This is a genomic window from Kitasatospora sp. NPDC048407 (assembly GCF_043200475.1).
Taxonomy (GTDB): Bacteria; Actinomycetota; Actinomycetes; order Streptomycetales; family Streptomycetaceae; genus Kitasatospora.
In genome coordinates, this window is record NZ_JBICXW010000023.1 from 49,095 (window position 1) to 76,089 (window position 26,995).

Here is a 26,995-nt window from a genome sequence, read left to right on the forward strand (position 1 = left end):
CCCGCCGGTCTCAGCTCGCGAGCGACGTCTCGCGATCGCGGGTGCGGTGGCACGCGTACGCCAGGGTGCCCAGCAGCAGGCGGGCCTCCGGCGGGGGGTTGTCCGCGGTGGGGCGGCGCAGCCATCGCATGGGGCCGAGCGGGCCGAGGGCGACCGGTGGGGCGGCCAGATAGGAGCCGAGGCCGTGGCAGGCGAGGTCGAGGGAGGCGTCGTCCCAGCCCATGCGGTAGAGCAGGTCGGGCAGGCGCTCGGCGGTGCGCGGGGTGACGAAGAGCAGCAGCCGGCCGGTGGGGGAGGCGAGGACGGGGCCGACCTGGGTGCCCATCCGTTCGAGCCGGACCAGGGCCTGGAGGCCGGGCTGGGCCGGTACGTCCAGGACGTCGAACTGATGGCCGGTGGGGAGCAGGAGCGGCGCGTCCGCCGGACAGCTCGCGGCGAGTTCGGCGGCGCCGGTGCCGGGGGCGATGAGCGGGCCGACCCGCTGGTGCAGGTTGGGCGCGGCGCAGAGCGGGACGGCGCATTCGCAGCGGGCCGAGGTGTGTGCGGGCGGGCTGCCGGCGGCGAGCGTCCAACCCCAGCGCTCGGAGTACTCGGTGGCGGCCTGGAGCGCGGTGGGCCGGGTGCGGCGGCGGGCGCCGAGGGGCGCGCGTCGCAGGGTGCCGAACAGCTTGTCCATACCTCCCCCAACAGCTTCCGGTTGCCGGTGGTTACGGGATTGTGACGGTGTGTCGCCCGGTGGGCGTGTGATGCGTGGTGCGCCGGAGGCGCGCGCGGACCGGCGCACACCGATTCGCGCGGCTCGGGCGAGCAAGCGCCTTGTACGGGTGGTTCGGATGCCGGATCGTCGTTGCCGCACGCGTGCCTCCGTCGGGTCCGGGCATGTGCCGGGGTCATGCCGGGCTGACACATAGTGAAGCGCGGCTCCACGCCCGGTAGTTCACTCGTGGGGGTGGCGAAGGGTGGCGTTTCAGCGGCGTCGCTCCCTCGGATGGCGGAGGGACGCTACGTTCTGGATACGGAATGCAGCGGACCGGTCACTGCGGTCGGCGAAATGACGAGTCGTCAAGGCGAGCGGGAGCCCCGGGCCGGGGCGGGATGGGGACTTCCCATGGGTGAGAAGCAGCCGAACGAGAAGCTGGGCTCCTGGTTCGCGCGCAGTGGCTGGTCGAAGGGCGAGCTGGCCCGCCAAGTGAACCGCCGGGCCCGTCAGATCGGTGCGCACCACGTCTCCACGGACACCTCCCGGGTACGTCGCTGGCTGGACGGCGAGCAGCCGCGCGAGCCGATCCCGAAGATCATGTCCGAGCTGTTCTCCGAGCGCTTCGGCTCGGTGGTGGCGATCGAGGACCTCGGCCTGCGCGCCGCCATCCCGGTGACCACCGTCGGCGGCGGGGTGGACCTGCCGTGGAGCCCGCAGCAGACCGTGCAGGCGATCAGCGAGTACTCCCGCAGCGACCTGATGCTCAACCGCCGTGGATTTCTCGGCACTTCGCTTGCGCTGACGGCCGGCGCGGCGCTGATCGAACCGATGCAGCGCTGGCTCACGCCGGGTCCGAACGGCGAGCCCACGCCGATCCTGGCGGCGGCCAACGGCGGCGAGCAGTTCTCCGGGCGGCTGTCCGAGCCGGAGATGCAACTGCTGGAGCAGACCACCGAGATGTTCCGGAAGTGGGACGCCCAGAACGGCGGCGGCCTGCGCCGCAAGGCAGTGGTGGGCCAACTCCACGAGGTCACCGACCTGCTGCAGGAGACCTACCCGGAGGCCACCACCAAGCGGCTGTTCCGACTCACCGCCGAACTCGCCCACCTGGCCGGCTTCATGTCCTACGACGTGGGCATGCACCCGAGCGCGCAGAAGTACTACGTGCTGGCGCTGCACGCCGCCAAGGAGGCCGGGGACCGGCCGTTCGGCGCGCACGTGCTGACCGACATGTGCCGGCAGATGATCCACCTGAACCGCGGCGAGGACGCGCTGGAGCTGATCCACCTGGCCCAGTACGGCAGTCGGGACACCGCGAGCACCCGCCAGCAGTCGCTGCTGTACGCGATGGAGGCCCGCGCGTACGCCACCATCGGCGAGGTCAACCGCTGCGCCCGGGCGATCCGGCTCTCGGAGGACACCTTCACCGACATCAACGCCGGTGACGAGACGCCGAATTGGCTGCGTTTCTTCTCGGCCGCCGAGCTCAACGCGGAGAACGGGCACTCCTACCGGGACTTGGCGTACACCTCGGACCGGAGCGCCGCGATGGCCAAGGCCGCCGAGCCGATGATCACCAAGGCGGTCGACCTGTTCCGGAAGGACGGCGACCACGTCCGCACCTACGCGTTCAACCTGGTCGGCATGGCCTCCGTCCGGCTGCTGCAGCGCGAGCCGGAGGAGGCGGCGGAGTACTGCGAGGCGGCGGTGGACATCGCCCGCAAGGTCCGTTCGGAGCGGCTGAACACCCGGGTCCGGAAGACCTCCGAGGCCGCCACCCGGGACTTCCGCGGCGTGGCCGGCGTGGACCGGCTCGCCGAGCGGGTGGTCCAGGACATCCCGGAGTTCGTCTCGGTCGTCTGACCTGCCGCCGCGCCCGGTTCACGCGCCCGTAACGGGCGCGTCGACCACGTCACCGCGGTGAAACACCGGGCCGCATCGGCGGAAACCCGCCTTCGGCACGCTCCTCCCATCGCCGCCGTTCCGGGACAGGCACACGTCCCGGCACGGAGCGGCTTCCAGCTGGGAGGAGACGCCGATGCCGGAGGGCTTCAGCGCGGGCGACACCGCCTTCGTGTTCATCAGTGCGGCCCTGGTCATGGTGATGACCCCGGGTCTGGCCTTCTTCTACGGGGGCATGGTCAGGGTCCGGAGCACCCTCAACATGCTCGCCATGAGCTTCATCTCGCTCTCGATCGTCAGCGTGCTCTGGGTGCTCTACGGGTACTCGCTGGCCTTCGGGCCGGACGCCGGCGCCGGGCTGATCGGCAACCTCGACTTCGTCGGGCTGCGCGGCATCGACCTGAACGCGCTCACCGGCAGCATCCCGGTCACCGCGTTCGCCGCGTTCCAGCTGATGTTCGCGGTCATCACGCCGGCGCTGATCAGCGGCGCGATCGCGGACCGGGCCAGGTTCGCGTCCTGGAGCCTGTTCGTGGCGCTCTGGGTGACGATCGTCTACTTCCCGGTCGCGCACTGGGTGTTCTTCTTCGACGGCGGCCACGGCGGCTGGCTCGGCGACCGGGCCGGCGTGATCGACTTCGCCGGCGGCACCGCCGTGCACATCAACGCCGGTGCGGCGGGCCTGGCCCTGGTGCTGGTGCTGGGCCCGCGGATCGGCTTCCGGAAGGACCCGATGCGCCCGCACAGCCTGCCACTGGTGATGCTCGGCTCCGGCCTGCTGTGGTTCGGCTGGTTCGGCTTCAACGCGGGCTCGGCGCTGGCCGCCAACGGCGTCGCCGGAATGGCGTTCGTGAACACCCAGGTCGCCACCGCCGCCGCGATGCTCGGCTGGCTGGCGTACGAGCGGCTGCGGCACGGCGCGTTCACCACCCTCGGCGCGGCGTCCGGCGCGGTGGCCGGACTGGTCGCCATCACCCCGGCCTGCGGTTCGGTGTCGCCGCTCGGCGCGATCGCCGTCGGTTTGGTCGCGGGTGCGGTGTGCGCCGCCGCGATCGGCCTCAAGTACCGCTTCGGGCTGGACGATTCGCTCGACGTGGTCGGCGTCCACCTGGTCGGCGGGGTGATCGGCTCGCTGCTGGTCGGCCTGTTCGCCACCGGCCACGTCGGACAGTCCGCGGCCGGCCTGTTCTACGGCGGCGGGTTCGGCCAACTCGGCAAGCAGGCACTCGGCGTGGCCGCCGTGCTGGCGTACTCGTTCGTGCTCTCCTGGCTGCTGGGCACGGCGATCCAGCGGACGATCGGCTTCCGGGTCGCCGCGGACGTCGAGGTCTCCGGCATCGACCAGGCCGAACACGCCGAGTCCGCCTACGACTTCACCACCCTCGGGGCCGGCTCGGCCCGCACCGCCACCACCTTCACCACCGCCGGAAAGACCGAGGTCGACGCCCGATGAAGCTCATCACCGCCGTCATCAAGCCGCACCGCCTGGACGAGGTCAAGGAGGCCCTGCAGGCGTTCGGGGTGCACGGGCTGACCGTCACCGAGGCCAGCGGGTACGGCCGGCAGCGCGGCCACACCGAGGTCTACCGGGGAGCCGAGTACACCGTCGACCTGGTGCCCAAGCTCCGGGTCGAAATACTCGTCGAGGACGAGGACGCCGAGCAGTTGATCGACGTGGTGGTCCGGGCCGCCCGCACCGGGAAGATCGGCGACGGCAAGGTCTGGTCGGTCCCGGTGGAGACCGTGGTGCGGGTCCGGACCGGCGAACGCGGCCCCGACGCGCTCTGACCGTGACGACCGACCCCGGCGACCACCTCGCCGAACGCGCCCGGCTGCTGGCGGATCCCGCGCTCCCCGCCCGCAGCCGGCGCACCGCGCTGGCCCGGCTCGCCGACGACTGGCTGACCGGCCTCCACCGGACGGCCGGCGCACCCGCCGGCACCGCCCTGGTCGCGGTCGGCGGCTACGGCCGCGGCGAACTCTCCCCGCGCAGCGACCTGGACGTGCTGCTGCTGCACGACGGCCCGCTCGACCCGGGGGTCGCCGAACGGATCTGGTACCCCGTCTGGGACAGCGGCATCGCCCTCGACCACGCCGTCCGCACCCCCGCCGAGGCCCGCAAGGTCGCCGCCGAGGACCTCAAGGCAGCCCTCGGCCTGCTGGACGCCCGCCACCTGGCCGGTGACGCGCGGCTGACCGCCGAACTGCGCGCCCGGGTGCTTGCCGACTGGCGCGCCACCGCCCCCGCCCGGCTGCCCGAACTGCGCGCCCTCGGCCGGGCCCGGGCCGAACGCCACGGCGAACTGTCCTTCCTGCTGGAACCCGACCTCAAGGAGGCCCGCGGCGGCCTGCGCGACCTCGCCGCACTCGACGCGATCGCCGCCAGCTGGCTCGCCGACGCCCCCCGCGACGGCCTGGACGCCGCCGCCCGCACCCTCGCCGACGTCCGCGACGCCCTGCACCTGAGCACCGGCCGCGCCACCGACCGGCTCGCCCTGCAGGACCACGACCAGGTCGCCGAACAGCTCGGCGTGCCCGACGCCGACACCCTGCTGCGGCAGGTCTACGCGGCCGCCCGCACCGTCGCGTACGCATCCGACGTCACCTGGCGGGCCGTCGACCGGGTGCTCGCCCGCCGGGGTCGGCCCTTCCGAGCGGCCCGCCGGGCCGCGCCCGCCGAACGCCGCCCGCTGGCCGAAGGCGTGGTCGAGCAGGACGGCGAAGCGGTGCTCGCGCAGACCGCCCGGCCCGCCACCGACCCGGTGCTGCCGCTGCGCGCCGCCGCCGCGGCCGCCCAGGCCGGACTGCCTCTCGCCCACGCCACGGTGCGCCGGCTGGCCGCCGAGACCGGACCGCTGCCGGTGCCCTGGCCCGCCGAGGCCCGCGACCGCCTGGTCGGCCTGCTCGGCGCCGGCGAGGCCTGCCTGCCGGTGTGGGAGGCGCTGGACGCCGAAGGGCTGATCGTCCGGCTGCTGCCCGACTGGGAACGCGTCCGCTGCCGCCCGCAGCGCAACGCCGTACACCGCTGGACCGTCGACCGGCACCTGATCGAGACCGCGGTACGGGCCGCCGCGCTGACCCGCCGCACCACCCGCCCCGACCTGCTGCTGGTCGCCGCCCTGCTGCACGACCTCGGCAAGGGCCTGCCCGGCGACCACTCCGCGGCCGGCGAGGCGATCGTCCGCCGGCTGGCCGCCCGGATGGGCTTCGACCGGCCGGACACCGACACCCTGGCGTTGCTGGTGCGCCACCACCTGACGCTGGTGGACACCGCCACCCGCCGCGACCCCGACGACCCCGCCACCGCCGACCTGATCGCCAGGGCCGTCGGCGACCGGACCCACCTGGAGCTGCTGCACGCGCTCACCGAGGCCGACGCCACCGCCACCGGCCCCGCCGCCTGGTCCGCCTGGCGCGCCTCGCTGGTCGACCAGCTGGTCGCCCGCACCGCCGCCCGGCTGGCCGGCACGCGTCCGCCCACCACCGACGCCCCGACCGCCGAACAGGAGCGCCTCGCCGTCGAGGCCGCCCGCACCGGCGGCCCCGCGCTGGCCCTGCGCGCCGAACTCGCCGCCGACGGCACCGAATCCGTCGGCATCGAACTCACCCTCGCCGTCCCCGACCGCCCCGGCCTGCTCGGCACCGTGGCCGGCCTGCTCGCCCTGCACCGCCTGACCGTCCGCAAGGCCGGCCTGCGCGAACTCGACCCGGCCGGCGCCGGCCCGGTCCTGCTGCTCGGCTGGACGGTGGCCGCCGAGTACGGCGACGTCCCCGAGACGGCCCGGCTGCGGGCCGACCTGCGCCGCGCGCTGGACGGCTCGCTGGACGTGGCCCGCAGACTCGCCGAGCGCGACGCCGCCGCCCCGCGCCGGCCCGGCATCCGCACCCCGCCGCCGGTGGTCACCGTCGCCCCCGGCACCGCGTCCCGTTCGGCGACCGTCCTGGAGGTGCGCGCCCACGACGCGCCCGGCCTGCTGCACCGCATCGGCCGGGCCCTGGACACCGCGGGCGCACGGGTCCGCACCGCGCACGTGTCCACCCTGGGCGCGGAGGCCGTGGACGCGTTCTACCTGACCACCGGGGCCGGCCGTCCGCTGGCACCGGAGCGCGCACAGCAGGTGGCGCAGGCCGTGCGGGACGCCCTGAAGACCCGCTGAGAGCCCGTTCACGCAGGGGCGCAGACCGTCCACCGGGCGTACGGCTACCCTTGGGGGCGACGACAGTACCCGTACTCGATGCCGCAAGGGACCCGCGACCGACGTGTTCGACACTCTCTCCGACCGCCTCGCAGCGACGTTCAAGAACCTCCGGGGCAAGGGCCGTCTCAGCGAGGCGGACATCGACGCCACCGCGCGCGAGATCCGGATCGCCCTGCTGGAGGCGGACGTCGCGCTCCCCGTGGTCCGCGCCTTCATCAAGCAGGTCAAGGAACGCGCCCTCGGCTCCGAGGTCTCCGGCGCGCTGAACCCCGCCCAGCAGATCATCAAGATCGTCAACGAGGAGCTGATCGGCATCCTCGGTGGCGAGACCCGCCGCCTGAAGTACGCCAAGACCGGCCCGACGGTGATCATGCTCGCCGGTCTCCAGGGTGCCGGTAAGACCACCCTGGCCGGAAAGCTCGGCCACTGGCTCAAGGCCCAGAAGCACACCCCGCTGCTGGTCGCCTGCGACCTCCAGCGCCCCAACGCCGTCACCCAGCTCGGTGTCGTGGCGGAGCGGGCCGGCGTCGCCTTCTACGGCCCGCAGCCCGGCAACGGCGTCGGCGACCCGGTGCAGGTCGCCCGCGACTCCATCGAGTACGCGAAGCAGAAGCAGTACGACGTCGTGATCGTCGACACCGCCGGCCGCCTCGGCATCGACGCCGAACTGATGCAGCAGGCCGCGGACATCCGCGCCGCCGTCAACCCGGACGAGGTCCTGTTCGTGGTCGACGCCATGGTCGGCCAGGACGCGGTCACCACCGCGCAGGCCTTCCTCGAAGGTGTCGACTTCACCGGCGTCGTGCTCTCCAAGCTCGACGGCGACGCCCGCGGCGGTGCCGCGCTCTCCGTCGCGCACGTCACCGGCCGCCAGATCATGTTCGCCTCCAACGGCGAGAAGGTCGACGACTTCGACGCCTTCCACCCCGACCGGATGGCCTCGCGCATCCTCGGCATGGGTGACGTCCTCTCGCTGATCGAGAAGGCCGAGCAGACCTTCTCGCAGGCCGAGGCCGAGAAGATGGCCGCCAAGCTGCAGGGCGGCGGCAAGGAATTCACGCTCGACGACTTCCTGTCGCAGCTCGAGCAGGTCCAGAAGATGGGCTCCATCTCCAAGCTGCTCGGCATGCTCCCCGGCATGGGCCAGATCCGGGACCAGATCAACAACATCGACGACAAGGACGTCAACCGCGTCGGCGCGATCATCAAGTCGATGACCCCGGCCGAGCGCACCGACCCCAAGCTCATCAACGGCTCGCGCCGCCTGCGCATCGCCAAGGGCGCCGGCGTCCAGGTCGGCGAGGTCTCCAGCCTGGTCGAGCGGTTCTTCGACGCCCGCAAGATGATGGCCGCGATGGCCTCCGGCAAGGGCATCCCGGGCATGCCCGGCATCCCCGGCATGGGCGGCGGCGGCAAGCGCTCCGGCAAGAAGGCCCCCGTCGCCAAGGGCAAGCGCAAGAGCGGCAACCCGCTCAAGCGGGCCCAGGAGGAGGCGGCGGCCGCCGAGCGCAAGGCCCTCGGGCCGGGCCAGGCCGACGGCAACGCGTTCGGCCTCCCGCCGGGCAAGGGACCGTCGGACTTCGAGCTGCCCAAGGAGTTCAAGGACCTGCTGTAAAAGCGGGTGGACCCCGGTCCGCAAGGTCGCGAGCACGTGCAAGTCATTGCGCTGCGTCGCGATCCTGCGGTCGGGGTCTTCCGCTTCCCGCAGTTCTCCCCCAGCCCCAGCGGGCCGGGAGGTACCCCCACGCGCCCCTGTTTTCCTTCCCGCCTGCGCGATGATGACTGGCATGCGCGTAACGATCCGAGCCCCCCGCCCAGATGACGTCGTTCCCTATGCCGATGCGGTGCGGCGTTCCGCCGAACACATCGGGCGGTGGAACCCGGTGGAGCCCGACGGGTTGCCGGATCTGCTGAGTCGTCAGGGTGTCGGGCTCCGGACGTTCCTGATCTTCGATCAGGAGACCGGTGGCCTGGTGGGCAAGTGCAACGTGGCGAACATCGTGATGGCGCGGTTCCGCAACGGCGTGCTGGGCTACGACTCGTACGTGCCGTTCGTCGGGACGGGACGGATGTCGGAGGGCATGCGGCTGGTGGTGGAGCGGTGCTTCACGCCGGCCGAGCAGGGCGGGCTGGGGTTGCACCGGCTGGAGATCAACGTGCAGCCGGACAACGAGCGTTCGGTGGCGATGGCGCGCCGATTGGGCTTCCGGCACGAGGGGTTCACGCCGCGGATGCTGTTCCTGCAGGACGCCTGGCGTGATCATGAGCGGTTCGCGCTGACGGCGGAGGAGTGGCCGACCCCCGTGCGCTGACCGGCGTCGCGGCGTTGCGCGCCGACCGGTGGTCGGAATGTCCGTATCGTCCGGCTGGTGAGCAACCCTGTGCCGCCGCGTCAGACTCCCGACCAGCCCTGGCGGTCCGAGGGGGCGCCGCCCCCTCCGCCGCCGAAGCGGAAGATGCCGGGCGGCTGGACGGGCCTGATCCTCACCGCGCTGGTGGTGTTCCTGCTGTCCGACCTGCTGCTGAGCTTCTTCGGCGGTGGCGGCTCCACCACCATCTCGTACACCGAGTTCAGCAAGCAGCTCAACAGCGGCAACATCACCAAGATCTACTCCAAGGGCGACTCCATCGAGGGCACCTTGAAGAACAAGCAGCCCAAGCCGGACGGCGGTAAGGGCGACTACACCGAATTCACCACCCAGCGCCCGGCGTTCGCCACCGACAACCTGTGGGGCACCCTCCAGGCGCAGAACGTCGAGGTGATTGCCCGGCCGGTGGTGCAGCAGCGCAGTTTCCTGGCCAACCTGCTGATCTCGCTCGCCCCGATGCTGCTGCTGATCGCGGTCTGGGTGTTCCTGGCCCGCCGGATGGCCGGCGGCCTGGGCGGCGGCGCGCTCGGTCGCAAGGCCCCGCCGAAGCCGGTGGACACCAGTCAGGGCCGGCGCAGCACCTTCCAGGACGTGGCCGGCATCGACGAGGTGGAGGCCGAACTCAGCGAGGTCGTCGACTTCCTGAAGAACCCGCAGGCGTACCGCCGACTCGGCGCGAAGATGCCGCGCGGCGTCCTGCTGTCCGGCCCGCCCGGCACCGGCAAGACGCTGCTCGCCCGCGCGGTCGCGGGGGAGGCGGACGTCCCGTTCTTCTCCGCCTCGGCGTCCGAGTTCATCGAGATGATCGTCGGCGTCGGCGCCAGCCGGGTCCGCGACCTGTTCGCCGAGGCCCGCAAGGCCGCCCCCGCGATCATCTTCATCGACGAGATCGACACCATCGGCCGCCAGCGCGGCGGCGGTGGCGGCATGGGCGGCCACGACGAACGCGAACAGACGCTCAACCAGATCCTCACCGAGATGGACGGCTTCTCCGGCTCCGAGGGCGTCATCGTGATCGCCGCGACCAACCGGGCCGAGATCCTCGACCCCGCGCTGCTGCGTCCCGGCCGCTTCGACCGGCGGATCACCGTCAGCCCGCCCGACCGGGCCGGCCGCGAACAGATCCTGCGGATCCACGCCCGCGAAGTCCCGCTGGCCAAGGGCACCGACCTGGACGTCGTCGCCCGCACCACCCCCGGCATGACCGGCGCCGACCTGGCCAACCTGGTCAACGAGGCCGCGCTGCTGGCGGTCAAGAACCAGCAGGACGCGGTCAACCAGGAGAACCTGTCAGAGGCCCTGGAGAAGGTCCAACTCGGCGCGGTGCGCCCGCTGGTGATGCCCCAGCAGGAACGCGAACGCACCGCCTACCACGAGTCCGGGCACGCCCTGCTCGGCATGCTCCAGACCGGCGCCGACCCGGTCCGCAAGGTCACCATCGTGCCGCGCGGCCGCGCCCTCGGCGTCACCCTCTCCACCCCCGACACCGACCGCTACTCCTACACCGAGCCCTACCTGCGCGGCCGGATCATCGGCGCGCTCGGCGGGATGGCCGCCGAGCAGGTGGTGTACGGCGTGGTCACCACCGGCGCCGAGAGCGACCTCGAACAGCTCACCACCATCGCCCGCTCGATGGCCGGCCGCTGGGGCATGAGCAGCCTGGTCGGCCGGGTCACCGCCATCCCCAACGACGGCCAGTCCCCGTACGGCCTGTCCGCCGCGCCCACCACGCTGGACGCGGTCGACGAGGAGGCCCGCCGGATCGTCGCCGAATGCTGGGAGGAGGCGATCGTGCTGCTGAACCGCCACCGCCACCGCCTCGACGCCCTCGCCGCCGCCCTGCTGGAGGCCGAAACGCTGGACGAGGACGCCGCCTACGCCGCCGCCGGGATCACCCGCGAGTAGCGTCCTCCGGCCGGAGGCCCGCCACCCAGCGGTACTCGTTCACCATCCGCACCGAGCCGTCCGGGAGCCGGTACGGGTGCAGCGCCTCCTCCAGCTCCTTGGCCACCAGCGCCGCCCCGGCCTGCTGCTCCGCCCGGTCGAACAGGCCGGTGGCCAGCAGCCCGCGGACCGCCGAGTCCAGGTCCGCGTACGCGAACGGGCAGACCACCCGGCCGGCGGTGGACGGGCGCAGACCGGCGGAGACCAGTAGCGACTCCAGCGCCGCCGGAGCGGGCTCCGGCCGGTCCTCCGGCGGGGCGTGCCGGTGCGCCACCTCCAGCACCGCCGTGCTCTCGCAGCGCGCCGCCGGGCCCCGGTCCGCGAGCACCAGCAGCCCGCCGGGGAGCGTGCGCTGCGCCGACCAGGCGACCAGCGCGGGCGTCGGCGACTGCTCGAAAACCGTCACCAGGGAGTGCGCCGGCCGGGGGACGGGGTGCGCCGAACGGGCGAGGCTCCCACCGGGCGCCACCTGCAGCCCGCGGGCCGCCGCCAGCTCGCGCAGCTCGTCGTCCCACTCCACCCCCGAGACCTGCGCGCCGCGTCCCTCGGCGAGCAGCAGCGCCAGCCCGGACCGGCACCCCACCCCGAGCAGGCTGGTCGCCGGGCCGACCTCGAGCCGCCGGTAAACGTCCTGGTAGAGGGGGACGAGCATGCGTTCCTGGATCTCCGCCCAGTCCCGCGCCCGGCCGCACCGCTCCGCCGGACCGTCCGCCCGGACCCGGTCCACGGTGCTGCCGGTCACTCGCGCTGAAGCCATCGCGGCCTCCCAATCGGTCCACGTCGGTCCTCGGAATCGGCTGCGTGTGCCGCAGCCCGGCACCCCCCGGCCCCTCCCAGCGAACAGCGGGTCGCCGCCGTCGTCCAGAGGGGTGCGAGCAGGACTCCGCGCGCCGCAGGTGTGCGCCCCGGGGTGTGCGCGGGCGCGCCCCCCGCCCCGTCCGAGGGCCGGGGCGGGGAAACGGATTCACGGTCCGGCCGCCGCTCCCCGTACCATTCGGCCCATGGCTAAGGCACCCGTTCTCACCCCCCAGGCGGAAGACTTCCCGCGCTGGTACCAGGACCTCATCAACAAGGCAGAGCTGGCCGACAACGGTCCGGTGCGGGGCACCATGGTCATCCGACCGTACGGCTACGGCCTGTGGGAGCGGATGCAGCAGGAGATGGACGCGCGGATCAAGAAGGCCGGCGCCCAGAACGCGTACTTCCCGATGTTCATCCCGCAGTCCTACCTGACCAAGGAAGCCGAGCACGTGGAGGGCTTCGCCCCCGAGCTCGCGGTGGTCACCCACGGCGGCGGCAAGGAGCTCGAGGAGCCGGTGGTCGTCCGGCCCACCTCCGAGACGATCATCAACGAGTACTTCTCCAAGTGGGTGCAGAGCCACCGCGACCTGCCGCTGCTGATCAACCAGTGGGCCAACGTGGTCCGTTGGGAGCTGCGCCCGCGCGTCTTCCTGCGCACCACCGAGTTCCTCTGGCAGGAGGGCCACACCGCCCATGCCACCTACGAGGACGCCCGTGACTACGCCTCGCAGATCCACACGGACGTCTACGGCGACTTCATGACCAACGTGCTCGGCATCGACGTGGTGCTCGGTCGCAAGACCGCCCGCGAGCGTTTCGCCGGCGCCATCAACACCCTCACGCTCGAAGGCATGATGCGTGACGGCAAGGCCCTGCAGATGGGCACCAGCCACGAGCTGGGCCAGAACTTCGCCAAGGCCTTCAACACCACCTACCAGCTCCAGGGCGCCGAGCGCGAGTTCGTCTGGCAGACCTCCTGGGGCGTCTCGACCCGCATGGTCGGTGGCCTGATCATGTCCCACGGCGACGACAACGGTCTGCGGGTTCCGCCGCGGCTGGCCGCCGTCCAGGTCGTGGTGCTCGCCATCAAGGGCGAGGACGCGGTGCTGGCCAAGGTCCGCGAGATCGGCGCCCAGCTGGAGGCCGCCGGCGTCCGGGTGGTCGTCGACGACCGCACCGACACCCCGTTCGGCCGCCGCGCCGTCGACTGGGAGCTCAAGGGCGTGCCGCTGCGCATCGAGGTCGGCCCGCGCGACCTGGAGGCCGGCACCGCGATGCTGGCCCGCCGGATCGCCGGCGGCAAGGCCCCGGTCCAGGTCGACTCCCTGGCCGCGATCGTCCCCGGCATCCTGGAGGAGGACCAGGCGCAGCTGCTGCGCGAGTCCCGGGAGCGCCGTGAGGCCCGCACCGTGGACGTCAAGACCATCGACGAGGCCGTCGAGGCCGCCGCCACCGGCTGGGGCCGGATCTCCTGGGCCGACCTTGGCCCCGAGGGCGAGGCCAAGTTGGCCGAGCAGGGTGTGTCGGTGCGCTGCATCGTCGCTGCGGACGGCACCGTGCCGGCCACCGACGACCAGGAGGGCAACCTCGCCCTGGTGGCCCGCGCGTACTGATCCGACCGCCGACGGCGTCCCCGGGCTCCGGCCCGGGGGCCCTGTGCGGAGCGTGATCACCGGGATGAGCTGCGGCTGTCCGGGCCGGCCGTCGCCAAACCCGAACCCCGGTTCGTGTGTTGGTAGTTGAGACTACTCACCAGTCAACTCCCGGGAGTACCTGACAAGCGGTACGGTATACGGCCCGTGGCCCTGTCAATTTTCGGACAGGTCGCGGGCCGTCCGTCGTGGGGATGTTGGGCTCCGCGACGGGTGCCGAGAGCCCGGCGAAGGCGCCGGGTCCAAACGTGCAGGGGGTTGGTCTTGCGTCAGTTCGGAACCGCGCAATTCGCGTGCGGAAGTGCATTCCTGAGAGTTCGCTGGGAATTCCCGAACCACGGGGTCCAGCGGAACATCGGCTCTCTCCCCATCGTTGGTACAGCGTGAGCACGACACAGCCCCTCGTCCTTGCGGCCGAACTGGCCGCCGCCTGGAGCGACATCCAGGCCCACCACCGGGACCTGCCCGACCTGGCGTCTCCCGAGGCGCTGATCGGCGAGTCCTCGTCGGCCTGCGGCACCCGCCTCAACTTCGAGCGGCTGCTGCACGAGGCCGCGCACGGCCTGGCCGCCGCGCGGGAGATCCGCGACACCTCGCGGGCCGGGCGCTACCACAACCGCCGCTTCCTGCTGCTCGCCTCCGAGCTGGGCCTGGCCCACCCGGTCGAGCCGCACGCCAGCAGCGGCTTCTCCCAGGTCACGATGGGCCACGAGACCCGCGAACGCTACGCCGAGACCATCGAGCGTCTCGACCGCGCGCTCGGGGCGCACCAGCTCGCCGTCGCCGGCGAGGGCAACCACCGCGCCTTCCGCGGACCGGCCGCCCGGCACGGTTCCTCGGGCGGCGGCGTGCGGGTCAAGGCGGTGTGCGGCTGCGGTCGCAACGTCCGCGTCGTCCCGTCCGTGCTGGCGCAGGCCTCGATCGTCTGCGGCGCCTGCCAGCAGCCGTTCAAGATCGCTTGACAGCTGTTGAAGAACGCTTGATCCGGGCCGCGGGCGGGGTGTCCGCGGACCGGCCATGAGTCGGCCGACCCCTCCGGGGGCGGTCGACGCAACTTTTTCCGGCCCTGTTCGTTGTGGCGCTTGTGGCGCTGTCGTGGTGCCGCCTGCCTCGCCGGTCGCCGGTCGCCGCTTGTCGCTCGCCGCGTGCCGCGTGCCGGGGTCGGTCGGGCCGGTGGTGCCTGGAGGGCCTGCCGGGCCGTGCGGGGGCGCGGTCCGGGGGGTCTCGGCAATGTGGCAGAATGGACAGCTGAGTACTCGGCAGCCAGGCAGGACCCTCTCTCCTAACGGCTGGCGTGTCCCTTGAACGGCATCTCGCGCCGCAGCCCCACGCGGCGGAGCGCTGCTCACCCACGTCAAGACCAGGAGAATCCACCCGTGGCTGTCAAGATCAAGCTGAAGCGTCTGGGCAAGATCCGCTCCCCGCACTACCGCATCGTCGTCGCCGACTCGCGCACCAAGCGTGACGGCCGCGCCATCGAGGAGATCGGCATCTACCAGCCGACCTACAACCCCTCGAAGATCGAGGTCGACGGCGACCGCGCCCAGTACTGGCTGTCCGTCGGCGCCCAGCCGACCGAGCCGGTTCTCGCCATCCTCAAGCTGACCGGCGACTGGCAGAAGTTCAAGGGCCTGCCGGCTCCGGAGCCGCTGAAGGTTGCCGAGCCCAAGGTCGAGGACTTCTCGCACCTGTTCGCCAAGGCCGTCGCCGGCTTCGAGGACGCCACCACCGGTGTCGCCATCACCCCGAAGGCCAAGAAGTCGGACAAGGCTGACGAGGCCGAGGCCGCTTCCACCGAGGCCTGAGCATGATCGAGGAAGCCCTCGACCACCTGGTGAAGGGCATCGTCGAGCACCCGGACGAGGTGCAGGTCCGCTCGCGGAACCTGCGCCGCGGCCACACCATCGAGGTGCGGGTGCACCCTGACGACCTTGGCAAGGTGATCGGCCGGGGCGGCCGCACGGCACGCGCACTGCGCACCGTGGTCGGCGCCCTCGGCGGTCGCAACGTCCGGGTCGACCTGGTCGATGTGGACAGCATTCGCTGACCTCCTCGATCGACCGGCAACGTCAACCGACAGGTCGACCACCGGGTTTCCGGACCGGCCGGGACGCATCCGTCCCGGCCGGTCCTTCCCGTTTTCCGGCCCCTTCCGGGCGGCTCCGTTCGGGTAACCCCGGTCGGACAACTCCGTTCGGGTGGCCCGTTCCTCTCGGGGCCGTTCGCTTCATGTACCGCACCACCTCGCTCGCCTCACCCAGGCTCATCTCAGGAGAACGATCACCGTGCAGCTCGTCGTCGGCAAGATCGGCCGCGCCCACGGCATCCGAGGGGACGTCAGCGTCGAGGTCCGCACCGACGAGCCGGAACTGCGGCTCGGACCCGGCGCGGTCCTCATGACCGACCCGGCAGGCATCGGACCGCTGACCGTCGAGTCCGGCAAGGTGCACAGCGGACGCCTGCTGCTGCGCTTCGCCGGCGTCAAGGACCGCACCGCCGCCGAGGCGCTGCGCGGCACCTTCCTGATCGCCGAGGTCGACCCGGACGAGACCCCCGAGGACCCCGACGAGTACTACGACCACCAGCTGATCGGCCTGGACGTCGTCCTCACCGACGGCACCCTGATCGGCGAACTCACCGAGGTGGTCCACCTCCCGTACCAGGACCTGCTCACCGTCCAGCGCCCCGACGGCACCGAGGTGCTCATCCCGTTCGTCGAACAGATCGTCCCCGTCATCGACCTGGACGAGCAGCGCGCCGTGATCACCCCGCCGCCCGGCCTGATCGACCCCGCCGACGCGGTGGTTGTCTCGTCCCGGGACGACGCGGACGCGGACGCGGAGGCCGGCGCTGAAGAGTCGGCCGACTCTGTCGACTCCGGGGGCTCCGAGAGCTCCGACGACTCGACCGGGGGTGCGGCGTGACCGACATGCGGATCGACGTCGTCACGATCTTCCCCGAGTACCTGGAGCCGCTGAACGTCTCGCTGGTCGGCAAGGCCCGGGCCCGCGGTCAGCTCGACGTGCACCTGCACGACCTGCGGCAGTGGACCACCGACATCCACCGCACCGTGGACGACACCCCCTACGGCGGTGGCCCCGGCATGGTGATGAAGCCCGAGCCCTGGGGCGCGGCGCTGGACGCCGTCCTCGCGGCCGGGCCCGAGGGCGAGGTGCCGACCCTGGTGGTGCCCACCCCCAGCGGCCGGCCGTTCACCCAGGAACTCGCGCAGGACCTGGCTGCCCGCAACTGGCTGGCCTTCGCGCCCGCCCGCTACGAGGGCATCGACCGCCGGGTCATCGAGGAAGCCGCGACCCGGATGCCCGTGGTCGAAGCCTCCATCGGCGACTACGTGCTGGCCGGCGGCGAGGTCGCCGTCCTGGTGATGGTCGAGGCGATCGCCCGGCTGCTGCCCGGCGTGCTCGGCAACGCCGAGTCGCACCGGGACGACTCCTTCGCCCCCGGCGCCATGGCCGACCTGCTGGAGGGCCCGGTGTACACCAAGCCCGCCGAGTGGCGCGGCCGCGAGGTGCCGGAGATCCTGCTCAGCGGCCACCACGGGAAGATCGCCCAGTGGCGGCGCGAGCAGGCGTTCGCCCGCACCCTCGCCAACCGGCCCGACCTGGTCGCCCGTTGGCAGCGCGACGCGTTCACCAAGAAGGAACGCGAAGCACTCAGCGTCCTCGGCCTGGCCTGGGACGACGCCGCAGGCCGATTTCGGTCTGCGGTAGAGCCTGTGGAAGAATAGGCGACTGCTGTCTGTCGCCGGGCTCCCCTCGTGGGGGTCAGTGGACCGGTGCCCCCGCCACGGGGGGTTCATCGCCAACCGAAGCGGCCCGCAGCACCACCCAGTTGAGACGATTTTCCGTGGGCGGCCCGTGGCGCCTGCGATGGAGAGCAACGATGAGCAACAAGCTCGCTGCTGTCGACGCGGCCTCGCTGCGCACCGACATCCCCGCCTTCCGCCCCGGCGACACCCTGAAGGTGCACGTCCGAGTCATCGAAGGCAACCGCTCGCGCGTCCAGGTCTTCCAGGGCGTTGTCATCCGTCGTCACGGCGCCGGCATCGGTGAGACCTTCACCGTTCGCAAGGTCAGCTTCAACGTCGGTGTCGAGCGCACCTTCCCGGTGCACACCCCGGTCGTCGAGAAGATCGAGGTCGTGACCCGCGGTGCGGTTCGCCGCGCCAAGCTGTACTACCTGCGTGACCTCCGCGGCAAGGCCGCGAAGATCAAGGAGAAGCGCGACGCGTGATCGCGCAGGCTCGACGGGGGAAGGCCCTCCAACCGGTTTAGACCGGGAGGATAAGCTCACCCCCGATGAGCACGCACGAGCCACCGACGGACCGCGACGGCAGTCCCGTACCCACGGGTGCGGACACGCCGACGCGGTCCGTTGCCGTTTCCGAGCCCGTGATCGGCAGCGGGGCCGTGATCGACGGTGGAACCGAGGGCGACGCTGCGAGTGGGCGCCGGGCCAGTGAACCGGACGCCGGACACGATGCCGAGGACGACGCCGGACACGATGCCGAGGACGGTGCCGGAGACGACGCTGAGGACGGTGCCGGGCGGCGGTGGTCGCGGGACCTGCTGTGGATCGGTGCGGTGTGCGTGGCCGCGCTGCTGCTGGTGAACGCCTTCGTGGCCCGGCCCTTCGCGGTGCCGTCCGGCTCCATGGAGGGGACCTTGCAACCGGGGGACCGGGTGCTGGTCAACCAACTCGCCTACGCCTTCGGTGGGCACCCGCAGCGGGGCGATGTAGTGGTCTTCGACGGCATCGGCTCCTTTCTGCCGTACCAGGACGAACCGTCCGGGGTGAAGCGACTGCTGACCAGAGCCGGGCTGGCCCCGGCCGGCAACACGGTCTACGTGAAGCGAGTGATCGGTGTCGGCGGCGACCGGATCACCTGCTGCGGCTCCGACGGCCGTCTCCGGGTCAACGGGGTGCCGCTGGACGAGAGCGGCTATCTGCTCCCCGGCGACGCACCGTCGGCAGTGCCGTTCGACATCGTGGTTCCTTCCGGCAAGTTGTGGGTGATGGGCGACCACCGCAGTGCGTCCCGCGACTCCCGGGACCACCTCGGCGAGCCCGGCGGCGGCACCGTTCCCGTGGACCGGGTGATCGGACGCGCCGACTGGCTGCTGTTCCCCCTCGGCCGGACGACCTCGCTCGACCGGCCGGCGGCATTCGCCGCGATAGGGGGGACCGGTGGCCATGGGGAGCAGAGGTAGACCCAGGGCCGCCATCGACGGAGCGGACGGTGCTGACCAGGCCGATGGCGCCGAGGCTGCTGACACGGCCGGGGGAGCGGGGGCTGGGGGAACCGAGGAGGCCGGGGGAGCCGAGGGAACTGGGGGAGCCGAGGAGGCCGAGGGGGCGGCCGACCGCGGTGGGGGCGGTGCCGGGGGCAGCCGGGCCGTGAGGGGCCGCGCCGAGCGGCGGCGGGCCGCAAAGCGGGCTGGGCGTCGTGGACGGCGCTCCTTTTTGCGTGAACTGCCGGTGATCGTGCTGGTGGCGCTCGTCATTGCCGTGGTGCTCAAGACCTTCCTGGTCCAGGTGTTCGTCATTCCCTCCGGTTCCATGGAGCCGACCCTGCAGGTCGGCGATCGGGTCGTGGTGGACAAGCTCACCCCGTGGTTCGGTTCGGAGCCGGAGCGCGGCGAGGTGGTGGTCTTCAAGGACCCCGGCGGCTGGCTGGAGAACGACCACAAGCCGGCTGCGGACGGATCCGTGCTGCACAAGGCCACGTCGGTGTTCTCCGCGGTGGGGCTCCTTCCTTCCGACGACGAGCGGGACTTGATCAAGCGGGTGATCGGTGTCGCGGGCGACACCGTGGAGTGCTGCGACGCTCAGGGCCGGCTGAGCGTGAACGGCACCCCGCTGGACGAGCCGTACATTGCGCCCGGCAACGTGCCCTCGCGGATCACCTTCAAAGTGACAGTCCCTCAGGGGCGGTTGTGGGTGATGGGGGACCATCGCGACCTGTCCGCGGACTCCCGCTACCACATGGGCAATCCGGGCGCCGGGACCGTCCCGGTGGCGAATGTGGTGGGTCGTGCGTTCGTGGTCGCGTGGCCGCTCTCCCACTTCGGTCAACTGGGTGTTCCCAATTCACTCTCCGCTGTGCCGGTGCAAGTGGCAGGATCATCGGCCGTTGGACCGATTCCTGCGGAACCCCCGCTCGTTATGGGTGTGTTGGGCGTCCTCCCGGTCGTTGTCGGGCGGTGGAGAGTGCACCGGCGGGTCGGGCCAACGGCCGACTGACGGTTCGGTCGGCGCGTGGGAACACGGGCTGGCTGACCGGGAGTGATAGAGAAGTGCTGAAGTGCTCGGTTCCGGCCTGGTGTCGGGCGTGCCCGGGTAGGGCAAGCCAGAGGCGGGTTGTCGGTCGATCGCAGAGTGTGGTGCCCGCTGTGCGGCACTGGTGAGCGCGGACGCGCAGGCGTCCGCACAGCAGGGAGGAGATGTCGTGGGGGATCTGGTGATCGGTGCCCGCTCAGGTGCTCCGGAGCCCGACGGGGAGCCTTCGGGCAACTCCGATGGGCGACACGCGGAGGGCGGTGATGCCCTGCGGGCGGCCGAGTCCGATGCGGCCGAGGAGAGCGATTCGGCGGCGCCGCCGGGGGCCAAGAAGGCTCCCAAGCAGCGTTCCTTCTGGAAGGAACTGCCGATCCTGGTCGGCATCGCCCTGATCCTGGCCCTGGTGATCAAGACCTTCTTCGTCCAGGCGTTCTCGATTCCGTCGGGTTCGATGGAGAACACGCTCCAGGTCGGTGACCGCGTGCTGGTCGACAAGCTCACCCCGTGGTTCGGTTCGGAGCCGGAGCGCGGCGAGGTGGTGGTCTTCAAGGACCCGGGTGGCTGGCTGAACGACGAGCCCGCCCAACGCAGCAGCAACTCCTTCGTGCGTGGCGTCCAGGACGTCTTCAGCTTCATCGGGCTGATGCCGTCCAGCGACGAGAAGGACCTGATCAAGCGTGTCATCGCGGTCGGCGGCGACACCGTCGAGTGCCAGGGCACCGGCCCGGTCAAGGTGAACGGCATCGCACTCGACGAGCCGTACATCTTCCCCGGCAACACCCCGTGCGGGGAGAAGCCGTTCGGTCCGGTGAAGGTGCCGGACGGCCGGATCTGGGTGATGGGCGACCACCGCGCCAACTCCCTGGACTCCCGGTTCCACATGGACCAGCCGGGCGGCGGCACCGTGCCGGTCGGGAACGTCGTCGGCCGCGCGTTCGTGGTGGCCTGGCCGATCGGTGACTGGGCGACGCTGCCCGTCCCCGACACCTTCGACCAGAAGGGTCTGGCCGCCGGCGGGCCGCTCGCGCCGCCGCTGGCCGGCGCGGCCCTGGTTGCCCCCGCCGTGTGGTGGGTGCGCAAGCGCCGTCGCTGACCGGTCGCAGACCGTCCGCGACTGACTCTTGCGCGGGCCGTGGTACTCGTGAGTAATCTGCTCGCACGTGCCACGGCCCGCAGTGCTGTCCAGCCCAGGACGGCGAGGCCCAGGCAGGTAGCGAGCGCTCGCCCGGAGCGCGTGAGCGCCAGGAGAGGGCGAAGCCGATGAGCAGCGTCGTGGAGCAGACACCGCCCACCGAGGCCCAACCGGCCCGCCGCCGGAACCCGGCGTCGATCGCGCAGGGCGTGGTGATCGCGATCGGATTCGTGATGCTGGTTGGAGGCTTCGCGATGCTCGCCATCCAGTACCGGCCCTTCAAGATCCCCACCGGATCGATGAGCCCCACTCTGGAGGTCGGCGACACCGTCCTCGCACACACCGCTGACGGGAAGTCGATCGGACGCGGCGACATCGTGGTCTTCCAGGACGCGGATTGGGGCAACGCCACCCTGGTCAAGCGGGTGGCCGCCGTCGGTGGCGACACCGTCTCCGGCGATCGCGAGGGGCGGATCACCGTCAACGGCCACCAGGTGGACGAGCCCTACTTGGCGAAGGCCACAGCGCCCGCCATCGCGTTCTCGGTGACGGTGCCCGAGGGGCGGCTGTTCCTGCTCGGTGACTTCCGGGGGAACTCGATGGACTCGCGCAGCCACCTGGATGTGGCCTTCGGCTCCGTTCCTGCCTCCGGAGTGAAGGCGAGGGTCGAGGCGGTGATCCTGCCGCTGTCCCGGGCAGGGTTGGAGGGGCGCACCGCAGCCTTCGACGAACTGGGTGCGCCGCGTGCTCACCAGGCGGGCGTGCTGGTGCCGGCCAGTTGGACGGCGGTCGGCGGGGCGGTCCTGATCGTGCTCGCCTCCGCGGCGGGCTGGGCGGTCTCTCTGAGCCGCAAGCTGCAGGGGCGGCGGAAGGCCTGAATCGGGGGCCGACGGCATCTCGGGGCCGGCCCGGAAACGGGCGCAGAACCTCAGGACGGAGCTGAACCAGGTGGCGGTCGAACGTCGCAGAGCCGTCCGCGTGCTGCTGCTGGACCCGGACGGGCGCGTCCTGCTGCTGCAAGGGACCGATCCGGCCGCGCCGGGCATCGACTGGTGGATCACCCCCGGTGGCGGCATCGAGCCGGGCGAGAGCCCGGCCGAAGCGGCCCGGCGTGAACTGGCCGAGGAGATCGGGCTGACCGAGGTGGAGTGGGGACCGCTGGTCGCGTACGGCACGGTGGAGTTCTCCTTCCAGGGCAGGGACTACGAACAGGAGCAGTGGTTCCACCTGGCCCGCATCGGTCGGAGCGAGGTGGTACTGCGGCAGAGCGGGGCGGAGGAGCACGCGCTGCTGCTCTCCGTCCGCTGGTGGACGGTGGGGGAGTTGAGGACCACCGAGGAGACCGTCTACCCGCGCGGACTGGCCGCGCTGATGGAGCAGGTTCTGACTGAAGGGCCGCCAGAACCACCAGTACGGCTCTGAGCACGGGCCCGGTGGTCCACAATGGGGTGGACGTGACGAGTGAGGGGACGCTTGGAATGAGTGCCGAAGACCTCGAGAAGTACGAGACCGAGATGGAGCTCAAGCTCTACCGGGAGTACCGGGATGTCGTCGGCCTGTTCAAGTACGTGATCGAGACCGAGCGGCGTTTCTATCTGACGAACGACTACGACCTCCAGGTGCATTCGGTGCAGGGCGAGGTGTTCTTCGAGGTGTCGATGGCGGATGCGTGGGTCTGGGACATGTACCGACCGGCCCGGTTCGTTCGGAAGGTCCGCGTGCTGACTTTCAAGGACGTGAATATCGAGGAGCTGGCCAAGAGCGATCTCGAGCTGCCCTCGGACGACTCCGCGTTCGGGAACTGACCGCTCTGCGGCTGAACGGCCGGCCCGGGAGTGCCCCGGGCCCGACAGCCCAGGGTGGGCGGGGAACGGCGCGGCCGACCGCGCCCTTCCACCGGAGCGGCCGCACCACGATGGCCTGCGGCGACGCCCGGGCCACCGAGACTGGTCGTTGAAATCGTCGGATGTCCAGCGCATTTTGGATTCGCCACTCGAACGAGTGAGCTAAGTTATCCACAGGTCCGAGTTATCCACAGGCTCGACGATTTCGCTGGCCCATCTACCGGCTGTGACGGCAACCTTCCGGCCGGAGGTGATTGCCGTGCAGAATCCCAACAAGATTTCCACCAACGGCCTCGGACGCTACGGCGAGGAGGTCGCCGCCCGCCGGCTCACGGAGGGCGGGCTGTGCATCCTGGAGCGCAACTGGCGCTGCGCCGAGGGCGAGCTCGACATCGTCGCGCTGGACGGGGACACCCTCGCGGTGTGCGAGGTGAAGACCAGGTCCGAGCGGGGCTTCCAACAGCCGTCCGAAGCGATCGACCAGAGCAAGGCCGATCGGTTGCGCCACCTTGCCGAACGGTGGCTCGTCGAACGCTGGCCCGTGCACTTCTCCCGACTGGTGCTGGCTGCCGAGCGGGTCGACGGCGGCGAACCGACGGACGAAGCCTCGGTCGGCGGACCGGCGCCCCCACCGCCGGGCGGCGTCCGCATCGACCTGGTCGCCGTGGTCAACCCCCGCAAGGGCGCCGCCGCGGTCGAGCACCTGCGGGGGGCGGTGTGAGATGGCCTTCGCCCGCACCTGCTCGGTCGCCCTGGTCGGGGTGGACGGCGTCGTGGTCGAGGTCCAGGCCGACCTTGAACCCGGACTCGCAGCCTTCAGCCTGGTGGGCCTCGCCGACAAGGCCCTCCTCGAAGCCCGCGACCGGGTCCGCGCAGCCGTCTCCAACAGCGGCGAGAAATGGCCGCTGCGAAAACTCACCGTGGGCCTCACCCCGGCCTCCGTACCCAAGAGCGGCAGCGGGTACGACCTGGCAGTGGCCTGTGCCGTACTGGCGGCCGCCGAACGGCTCGACCCCGCGTCGATCGACGGCCTGCTGATCATCGGCGAACTCGGACTGGACGGCCGGGTGCGCCCGGTGCGCGGCGTCCTGCCTGCAGTACTCGCTGCGGCGGACGCCGGCTACCGCCAGATCGTGGTCGCCGAACAGACCGCCGCCGAAGCCGAGTTGGTTCCAGGTGTCTCCGTCCTCGGCGTGCGAAGCCTGCGTCAACTCATCGCCATCCTCACCAACGCCCCCATCCCCGACGAACCACCCGATCCGTCCATCGGCCGTCCCGACTCCTCGTTCGCCGGACTGATGCTCCCCGGGCTCGGCGTCCGCGATTTCAGCTCGGACCAGGCCTGCCGACCCGACCTCGCCGACGTGGCCGGGCAGTCCGAAGCCAGGCAGGCCCTGGAGATCGCCGCAGCGGGCGGCCACCACCTGTACCTCAAAGGGCCGCCCGGAGCCGGCAAAACCATGCTGGCGGAACGGCTCCCCGCCCTGCTCCCACCACTCACCCAGGCCGAAGCCCTCGAAGTGACCGCGATCCATTCCGTGGCCGGCCTGCTCCCACCCGACCGTCCGCTTATCAACACCCCGCCGTACTGCGCACCGCACCACTCGACCACCATGCCCGCCATCGTGGGCGGCGGAACGGGACTGCCTAGACCCGGTGCCGTCTCCCTGGCCCACCGCGGCGTGCTCTTCCTCGACGAGGCACCCGAATTCCCGGTCCGGGTCCTCGACGCCCTTCGACAACCCCTGGAATCGGGGGAGGTGATGATCGCCAGAGCCGCGGGTTCGATGCGGCTACCCGCCCGATTCCTGCTCTGTCTGGCCGCCAACCCCTGTCCCTGCGGCCGCTATTCGTTGAGAGGAGAAGGCTGCGAATGCACACCCGTCATGGTCAACCGCTATCAGGCCAGACTGTCCGGGCCGCTGCTCGATCGAGTAGACCTCCAAGTACAGGTGGCCGGGGTCAGCAGAGCCGAGTTGCTGCAGCAGGGCGGAAAAGTCGAGAGCACAGCTACGGTCGCCGAACGCGTAAGGGAGGCCCGCGAGCGGGCCGCCACTCGCCTCGCCGACACCCCGTGGCGGACGAACGCCGAAGTGCCTGGGCACGAACTGCGCACGCGCTGGCAACTCGCGCCCGGCTCGCTCATCGACGCCGAGCGTGACCTCGACCGGGGGTTGCTCACCGCACGAGGCCTCGACCGAATTCTCCGTGTCGCCTGGACGGTCGCCGACCTCGCCCACCGTCCCCGCCCCACCCGTACCGACGTCCAGACCGCGCTCACCCTCCGCACCGGAGTCCAGCGCGTCACCCGCCCGAACGACCGCAGATCCGACCCGTACTACGACGTGGATGCCGACCTGGGCGCCGAGTCCTGACCAGGCATCACCTGTGCTGCGGCTGGCAAGTCCGCAGGCCGGCAGGCCCGCAGACCCGCAGCACAAGGCGCCACGCAGCGCACCAGACCGTGAAGCGGTCCGTGCGCCAATTCCCCCGCCGGACAAGCCATCGCAGGAGGACCTTCCCGTGACCGCAGCACTTCCCGCACCCCAGCAGCATGCCGACTCCGCCGCCCCACCGACGCTCACCTCGGTGCCCAACAGCCCGGCCCGCGGCCGCGAGACCGTGGGCCCGCATGGCGGCCCGGCCCACGCCGGGCGAGCCCAGCGCGGCAGACGTCACATCGTTGGCGAGCCCACCTTGCCGGGTCCACCTGACAGCCCCTGTCCGCCCCATCCGCCCGACGACCGTGCGGCGGGTGACGGCCACGACCGGTTGCGCCACCTGATCCGCGGAGCCGGCCCACCCGCCCTCCACCGACCGGGCTCGGACACAGTCGATTCCCGGCTTGCGGTCCCGGACTGTGCGGTGACCACAGGCCATGCCGCACAAAGTGCCGCGACGAGTCGGCACTGTACGGCCGAACCGGGCGCCGCGGGCCACTCCACACACCGGGTCATCCGTCCCGTCGGGTGGGCCGCAGCGGTGACCACGCCGGACCCGCCCGAGCCCGAGCGGGTCGCCAGAGCGGCGCTCACCCGGCTGATCGAACCGGGCGATGCGGCCATCGGCCGGGCGATTCAGCGCCTCGGTGTGGTCGGCCTGGTGCAGGGCTTCTACCACGGAGCATCGCCGAGCCGACTTGGGCTCGGAGCGGACCGGATCACCGCCTACCAGGAGAGGCTGCGAAAGTTCAACCCGGCCACCGACCTTGAACGAATCGCCAAGCTCGGTGGGAAGTTCATCATTCCGGGCGACACGGAGTGGCCCTCTCAGCTGGACGACCTTGGCGACAGCCGCCCAGTCGGACTGTGGATCCGCGGCCGGCCGCGGACGCGGCTCCCCTCGTTGCGCCTGCTGGCGCTCAGGTCGGTCGCCATTGTCGGATCCCGGGCCTGCACCGCCTATGGGCGGCACATCGCCGGCCAGCTCGGCTCGGAACTGGCCGAGCGCGGCTGGGTGGTGGTCTCCGGAGCCGCGTACGGCGTCGACACGGCCGCCCATCAGGGTGCGCTGGCCGTCAACGGGATGACGATCGCGGTCCTGGCCAGTGGGGTCGACATCTGCTACCCGCGCGGGAACGAGTCACTGATCGAGCGGATCGGAGATGCCGGGTTGCTGGTGAGTGAATTGGCGCTCGGGATGAACCCGACCAGGTTCAGATTCGTGCTGCGTAACCGGGTGATAGCGGCGCTCACCAGAGGCACGGTCGTGGTCGAGGCGGCACCTCGCAGCGGCGCGCTCAGCACCGCACGTCGTGCGATGGATCTCAACAGGCACACGATGGGTGTTCCCGGCCAGGTGACGTCCGAACTCTCGGCGGGAGTCCACGCGTTGATCAGAAGCGGAGCCGCAACTCTGGTCACCAACGGTGCCGAAGTGGGCGAGCTGATCGGCTCCATCGGCAACGATCTGGCACCGGAGCGGGTCGGTCCGATCCTGCCGAGAGACGCCTTGGTGCCCTCGGTGGCAAGGGTTCTGGAAGCGGTGCCGGCGAGTGCGGACGGCGCGCCGGTGCAGCGACTCGCCCAGTACGCCGCGCTCTCCCCGCAGGAGACCGTGCACCACCTGCACGAGCTGAGCTCGCTGGGCTTCGTCGAGAGGCACGGAGCGCACTGGAGGTTGGTACGACGCAAGTGATCGGATCTGCGCAAT

At 71.5% G+C, this 26,995-nt stretch carries 25 protein-coding genes; 23 read left to right on the plus strand and 2 right to left on the minus strand.

The genetic code is table 11. The annotated features are described in order from the left end of the window. Positions 1–10: 10 nt before the first annotated feature. Positions 11–676: a bifunctional DNA primase/polymerase gene (locus ACGFWJ_RS30700; RefSeq protein WP_392955317.1), complete on the minus strand. Its 666-nt coding sequence runs from the start codon at positions 674–676 to the stop codon at positions 11–13. Positions 677–1,108: 432 nt separating this feature from the next. On the opposite strand from ACGFWJ_RS30700, the gene ACGFWJ_RS30705 reads away from it, so the two are divergent. From ACGFWJ_RS30705 to ftsH, 7 genes are all read left to right on the plus strand, one after another. Continuing rightward, positions 1,109–2,563 (plus strand): hypothetical protein, encoded by a 1,455-nt coding sequence (locus tag ACGFWJ_RS30705; RefSeq protein WP_392955319.1) that lies wholly within the window; start codon positions 1,109–1,111, stop codon positions 2,561–2,563. A 175-nt stretch (positions 2,564–2,738) separates the two neighbouring features. Next, a complete protein-coding gene (locus ACGFWJ_RS30710; protein WP_387649288.1) occupies positions 2,739–4,055 on the plus strand; it encodes an ammonium transporter in 1,317 nt (438 codons plus the stop codon). Further along, positions 4,052–4,390, plus strand: a complete 339-nt coding sequence (locus ACGFWJ_RS30715; RefSeq protein ID WP_387649291.1) for a P-II family nitrogen regulator — start codon at positions 4,052–4,054, stop codon at positions 4,388–4,390. The genes ACGFWJ_RS30710 and ACGFWJ_RS30715 overlap by 4 nt, the downstream gene beginning before the upstream one ends. Then, positions 4,387–6,759: a [protein-PII] uridylyltransferase gene (locus ACGFWJ_RS30720; RefSeq protein ID WP_392955377.1), complete on the plus strand. Its 2,373-nt coding sequence runs from the start codon at positions 4,387–4,389 to the stop codon at positions 6,757–6,759. Before ACGFWJ_RS30715 ends, ACGFWJ_RS30720 begins: the two co-directional genes overlap by 4 nt. A 103-nt stretch (positions 6,760–6,862) precedes the next feature. After that, the gene (ffh, locus tag ACGFWJ_RS30725; protein ID WP_387649293.1) at positions 6,863–8,416 is read left to right on the plus strand and encodes a signal recognition particle protein; all 1,554 of its coding nucleotides are present in this window, start codon (positions 6,863–6,865) and stop codon (positions 8,414–8,416) included. A 160-nt stretch (positions 8,417–8,576) separates the two neighbouring features. Further along, positions 8,577–9,113: a GNAT family N-acetyltransferase gene (locus ACGFWJ_RS30730; protein ID WP_392955322.1), complete on the plus strand. Its 537-nt coding sequence runs from the start codon at positions 8,577–8,579 to the stop codon at positions 9,111–9,113. A 57-nt stretch (positions 9,114–9,170) separates the two neighbouring features. Beyond that, positions 9,171–11,075, plus strand: coding sequence for an ATP-dependent zinc metalloprotease FtsH (gene ftsH / locus ACGFWJ_RS30735; RefSeq protein ID WP_392955324.1), 1,905 nt, complete (start codon positions 9,171–9,173; stop codon positions 11,073–11,075). On the opposite strand, the gene ACGFWJ_RS30740 is transcribed toward ftsH, so the two are convergent. Then, positions 11,062–11,871, minus strand: coding sequence for a class I SAM-dependent methyltransferase (locus tag ACGFWJ_RS30740; RefSeq protein ID WP_387649301.1), 810 nt, complete (start codon positions 11,869–11,871; stop codon positions 11,062–11,064). The genes ftsH and ACGFWJ_RS30740 overlap by 14 nt on opposite strands. 244 nt (positions 11,872–12,115) lie before the next feature. On the opposite strand from ACGFWJ_RS30740, the gene proS reads away from it, so the two are divergent. The 16 genes from proS (at position 12,116) to dprA (ending at position 26,980) form a co-directional block, all read left to right on the plus strand. After that, positions 12,116–13,528 (plus strand): proline--tRNA ligase, encoded by a 1,413-nt coding sequence (gene proS, locus ACGFWJ_RS30745; RefSeq protein WP_392955327.1) that lies wholly within the window; start codon positions 12,116–12,118, stop codon positions 13,526–13,528. Positions 13,529–13,950: 422 nt separating this feature from the next. After that, on the plus strand, positions 13,951–14,529 hold the full coding sequence (locus ACGFWJ_RS30750; RefSeq protein WP_043916169.1) for a hypothetical protein: 579 nt from the start codon (positions 13,951–13,953) through the stop codon (positions 14,527–14,529). Between the two features lie 414 nt (positions 14,530–14,943). Then, complete coding sequence (gene rpsP, locus ACGFWJ_RS30755) at positions 14,944–15,372, plus strand: 30S ribosomal protein S16 (protein ID WP_043916170.1); 429 nt, start codon at positions 14,944–14,946, stop codon at positions 15,370–15,372. 2 nt (positions 15,373–15,374) lie between these two features. Then, entirely contained in the window at positions 15,375–15,614 is a 240-nt protein-coding gene (locus ACGFWJ_RS30760) for an RNA-binding protein (RefSeq protein WP_043916171.1), read from the plus strand. Between the two features lie 238 nt (positions 15,615–15,852). Next, positions 15,853–16,491, plus strand: a complete 639-nt coding sequence (rimM, locus tag ACGFWJ_RS30765; protein ID WP_392955330.1) for a ribosome maturation factor RimM — start codon at positions 15,853–15,855, stop codon at positions 16,489–16,491. A 5-nt stretch (positions 16,492–16,496) separates the two neighbouring features. Then, a complete protein-coding gene (gene trmD, locus ACGFWJ_RS30770) occupies positions 16,497–17,315 on the plus strand; it encodes a tRNA (guanosine(37)-N1)-methyltransferase TrmD (RefSeq protein WP_380488282.1) in 819 nt (272 codons plus the stop codon). Positions 17,316–17,470: 155 nt separating this feature from the next. After that, the gene (gene rplS / locus ACGFWJ_RS30775; RefSeq protein WP_030458810.1) at positions 17,471–17,821 is read left to right on the plus strand and encodes a 50S ribosomal protein L19; all 351 of its coding nucleotides are present in this window, start codon (positions 17,471–17,473) and stop codon (positions 17,819–17,821) included. 65 nt (positions 17,822–17,886) lie between these two features. After that, positions 17,887–18,798 (plus strand): signal peptidase I, encoded by a 912-nt coding sequence (gene lepB / locus ACGFWJ_RS30780; protein WP_392955332.1) that lies wholly within the window; start codon positions 17,887–17,889, stop codon positions 18,796–18,798. 253 nt (positions 18,799–19,051) lie between these two features. Then, positions 19,052–19,831, plus strand: a complete 780-nt coding sequence (lepB, locus tag ACGFWJ_RS30785; RefSeq protein WP_392955334.1) for a signal peptidase I — start codon at positions 19,052–19,054, stop codon at positions 19,829–19,831. A gap of 214 nt (positions 19,832–20,045) precedes the next feature. Then, positions 20,046–20,960, plus strand: coding sequence for a signal peptidase I (gene lepB, locus ACGFWJ_RS30790; protein WP_392955379.1), 915 nt, complete (start codon positions 20,046–20,048; stop codon positions 20,958–20,960). A 167-nt stretch (positions 20,961–21,127) separates the two neighbouring features. After that, entirely contained in the window at positions 21,128–21,877 is a 750-nt protein-coding gene (gene lepB / locus ACGFWJ_RS30795) for a signal peptidase I (RefSeq protein WP_392955336.1), read from the plus strand. Positions 21,878–21,947: 70 nt separating this feature from the next. Further along, positions 21,948–22,421, plus strand: a complete 474-nt coding sequence (locus ACGFWJ_RS30800; protein ID WP_392955338.1) for an NUDIX hydrolase — start codon at positions 21,948–21,950, stop codon at positions 22,419–22,421. Between the two features lie 56 nt (positions 22,422–22,477). Then, on the plus strand, positions 22,478–22,804 hold the full coding sequence (locus tag ACGFWJ_RS30805) for a DUF2469 domain-containing protein (RefSeq protein WP_030458804.1): 327 nt from the start codon (positions 22,478–22,480) through the stop codon (positions 22,802–22,804). 289 nt (positions 22,805–23,093) lie between these two features. Next, on the plus strand, positions 23,094–23,564 hold the full coding sequence (locus ACGFWJ_RS30810) for a YraN family protein (protein WP_387649382.1): 471 nt from the start codon (positions 23,094–23,096) through the stop codon (positions 23,562–23,564). 1 nt (position 23,565) lies between these two features. Next, a complete protein-coding gene (locus ACGFWJ_RS30815) occupies positions 23,566–25,218 on the plus strand; it encodes a YifB family Mg chelatase-like AAA ATPase (RefSeq protein WP_392955340.1) in 1,653 nt (550 codons plus the stop codon). Between the two features lie 607 nt (positions 25,219–25,825). After that, on the plus strand, positions 25,826–26,980 hold the full coding sequence (gene dprA, locus ACGFWJ_RS30820; protein WP_392955342.1) for a DNA-processing protein DprA: 1,155 nt from the start codon (positions 25,826–25,828) through the stop codon (positions 26,978–26,980). Positions 26,981–26,995: the final 15 nt, after the last annotated feature.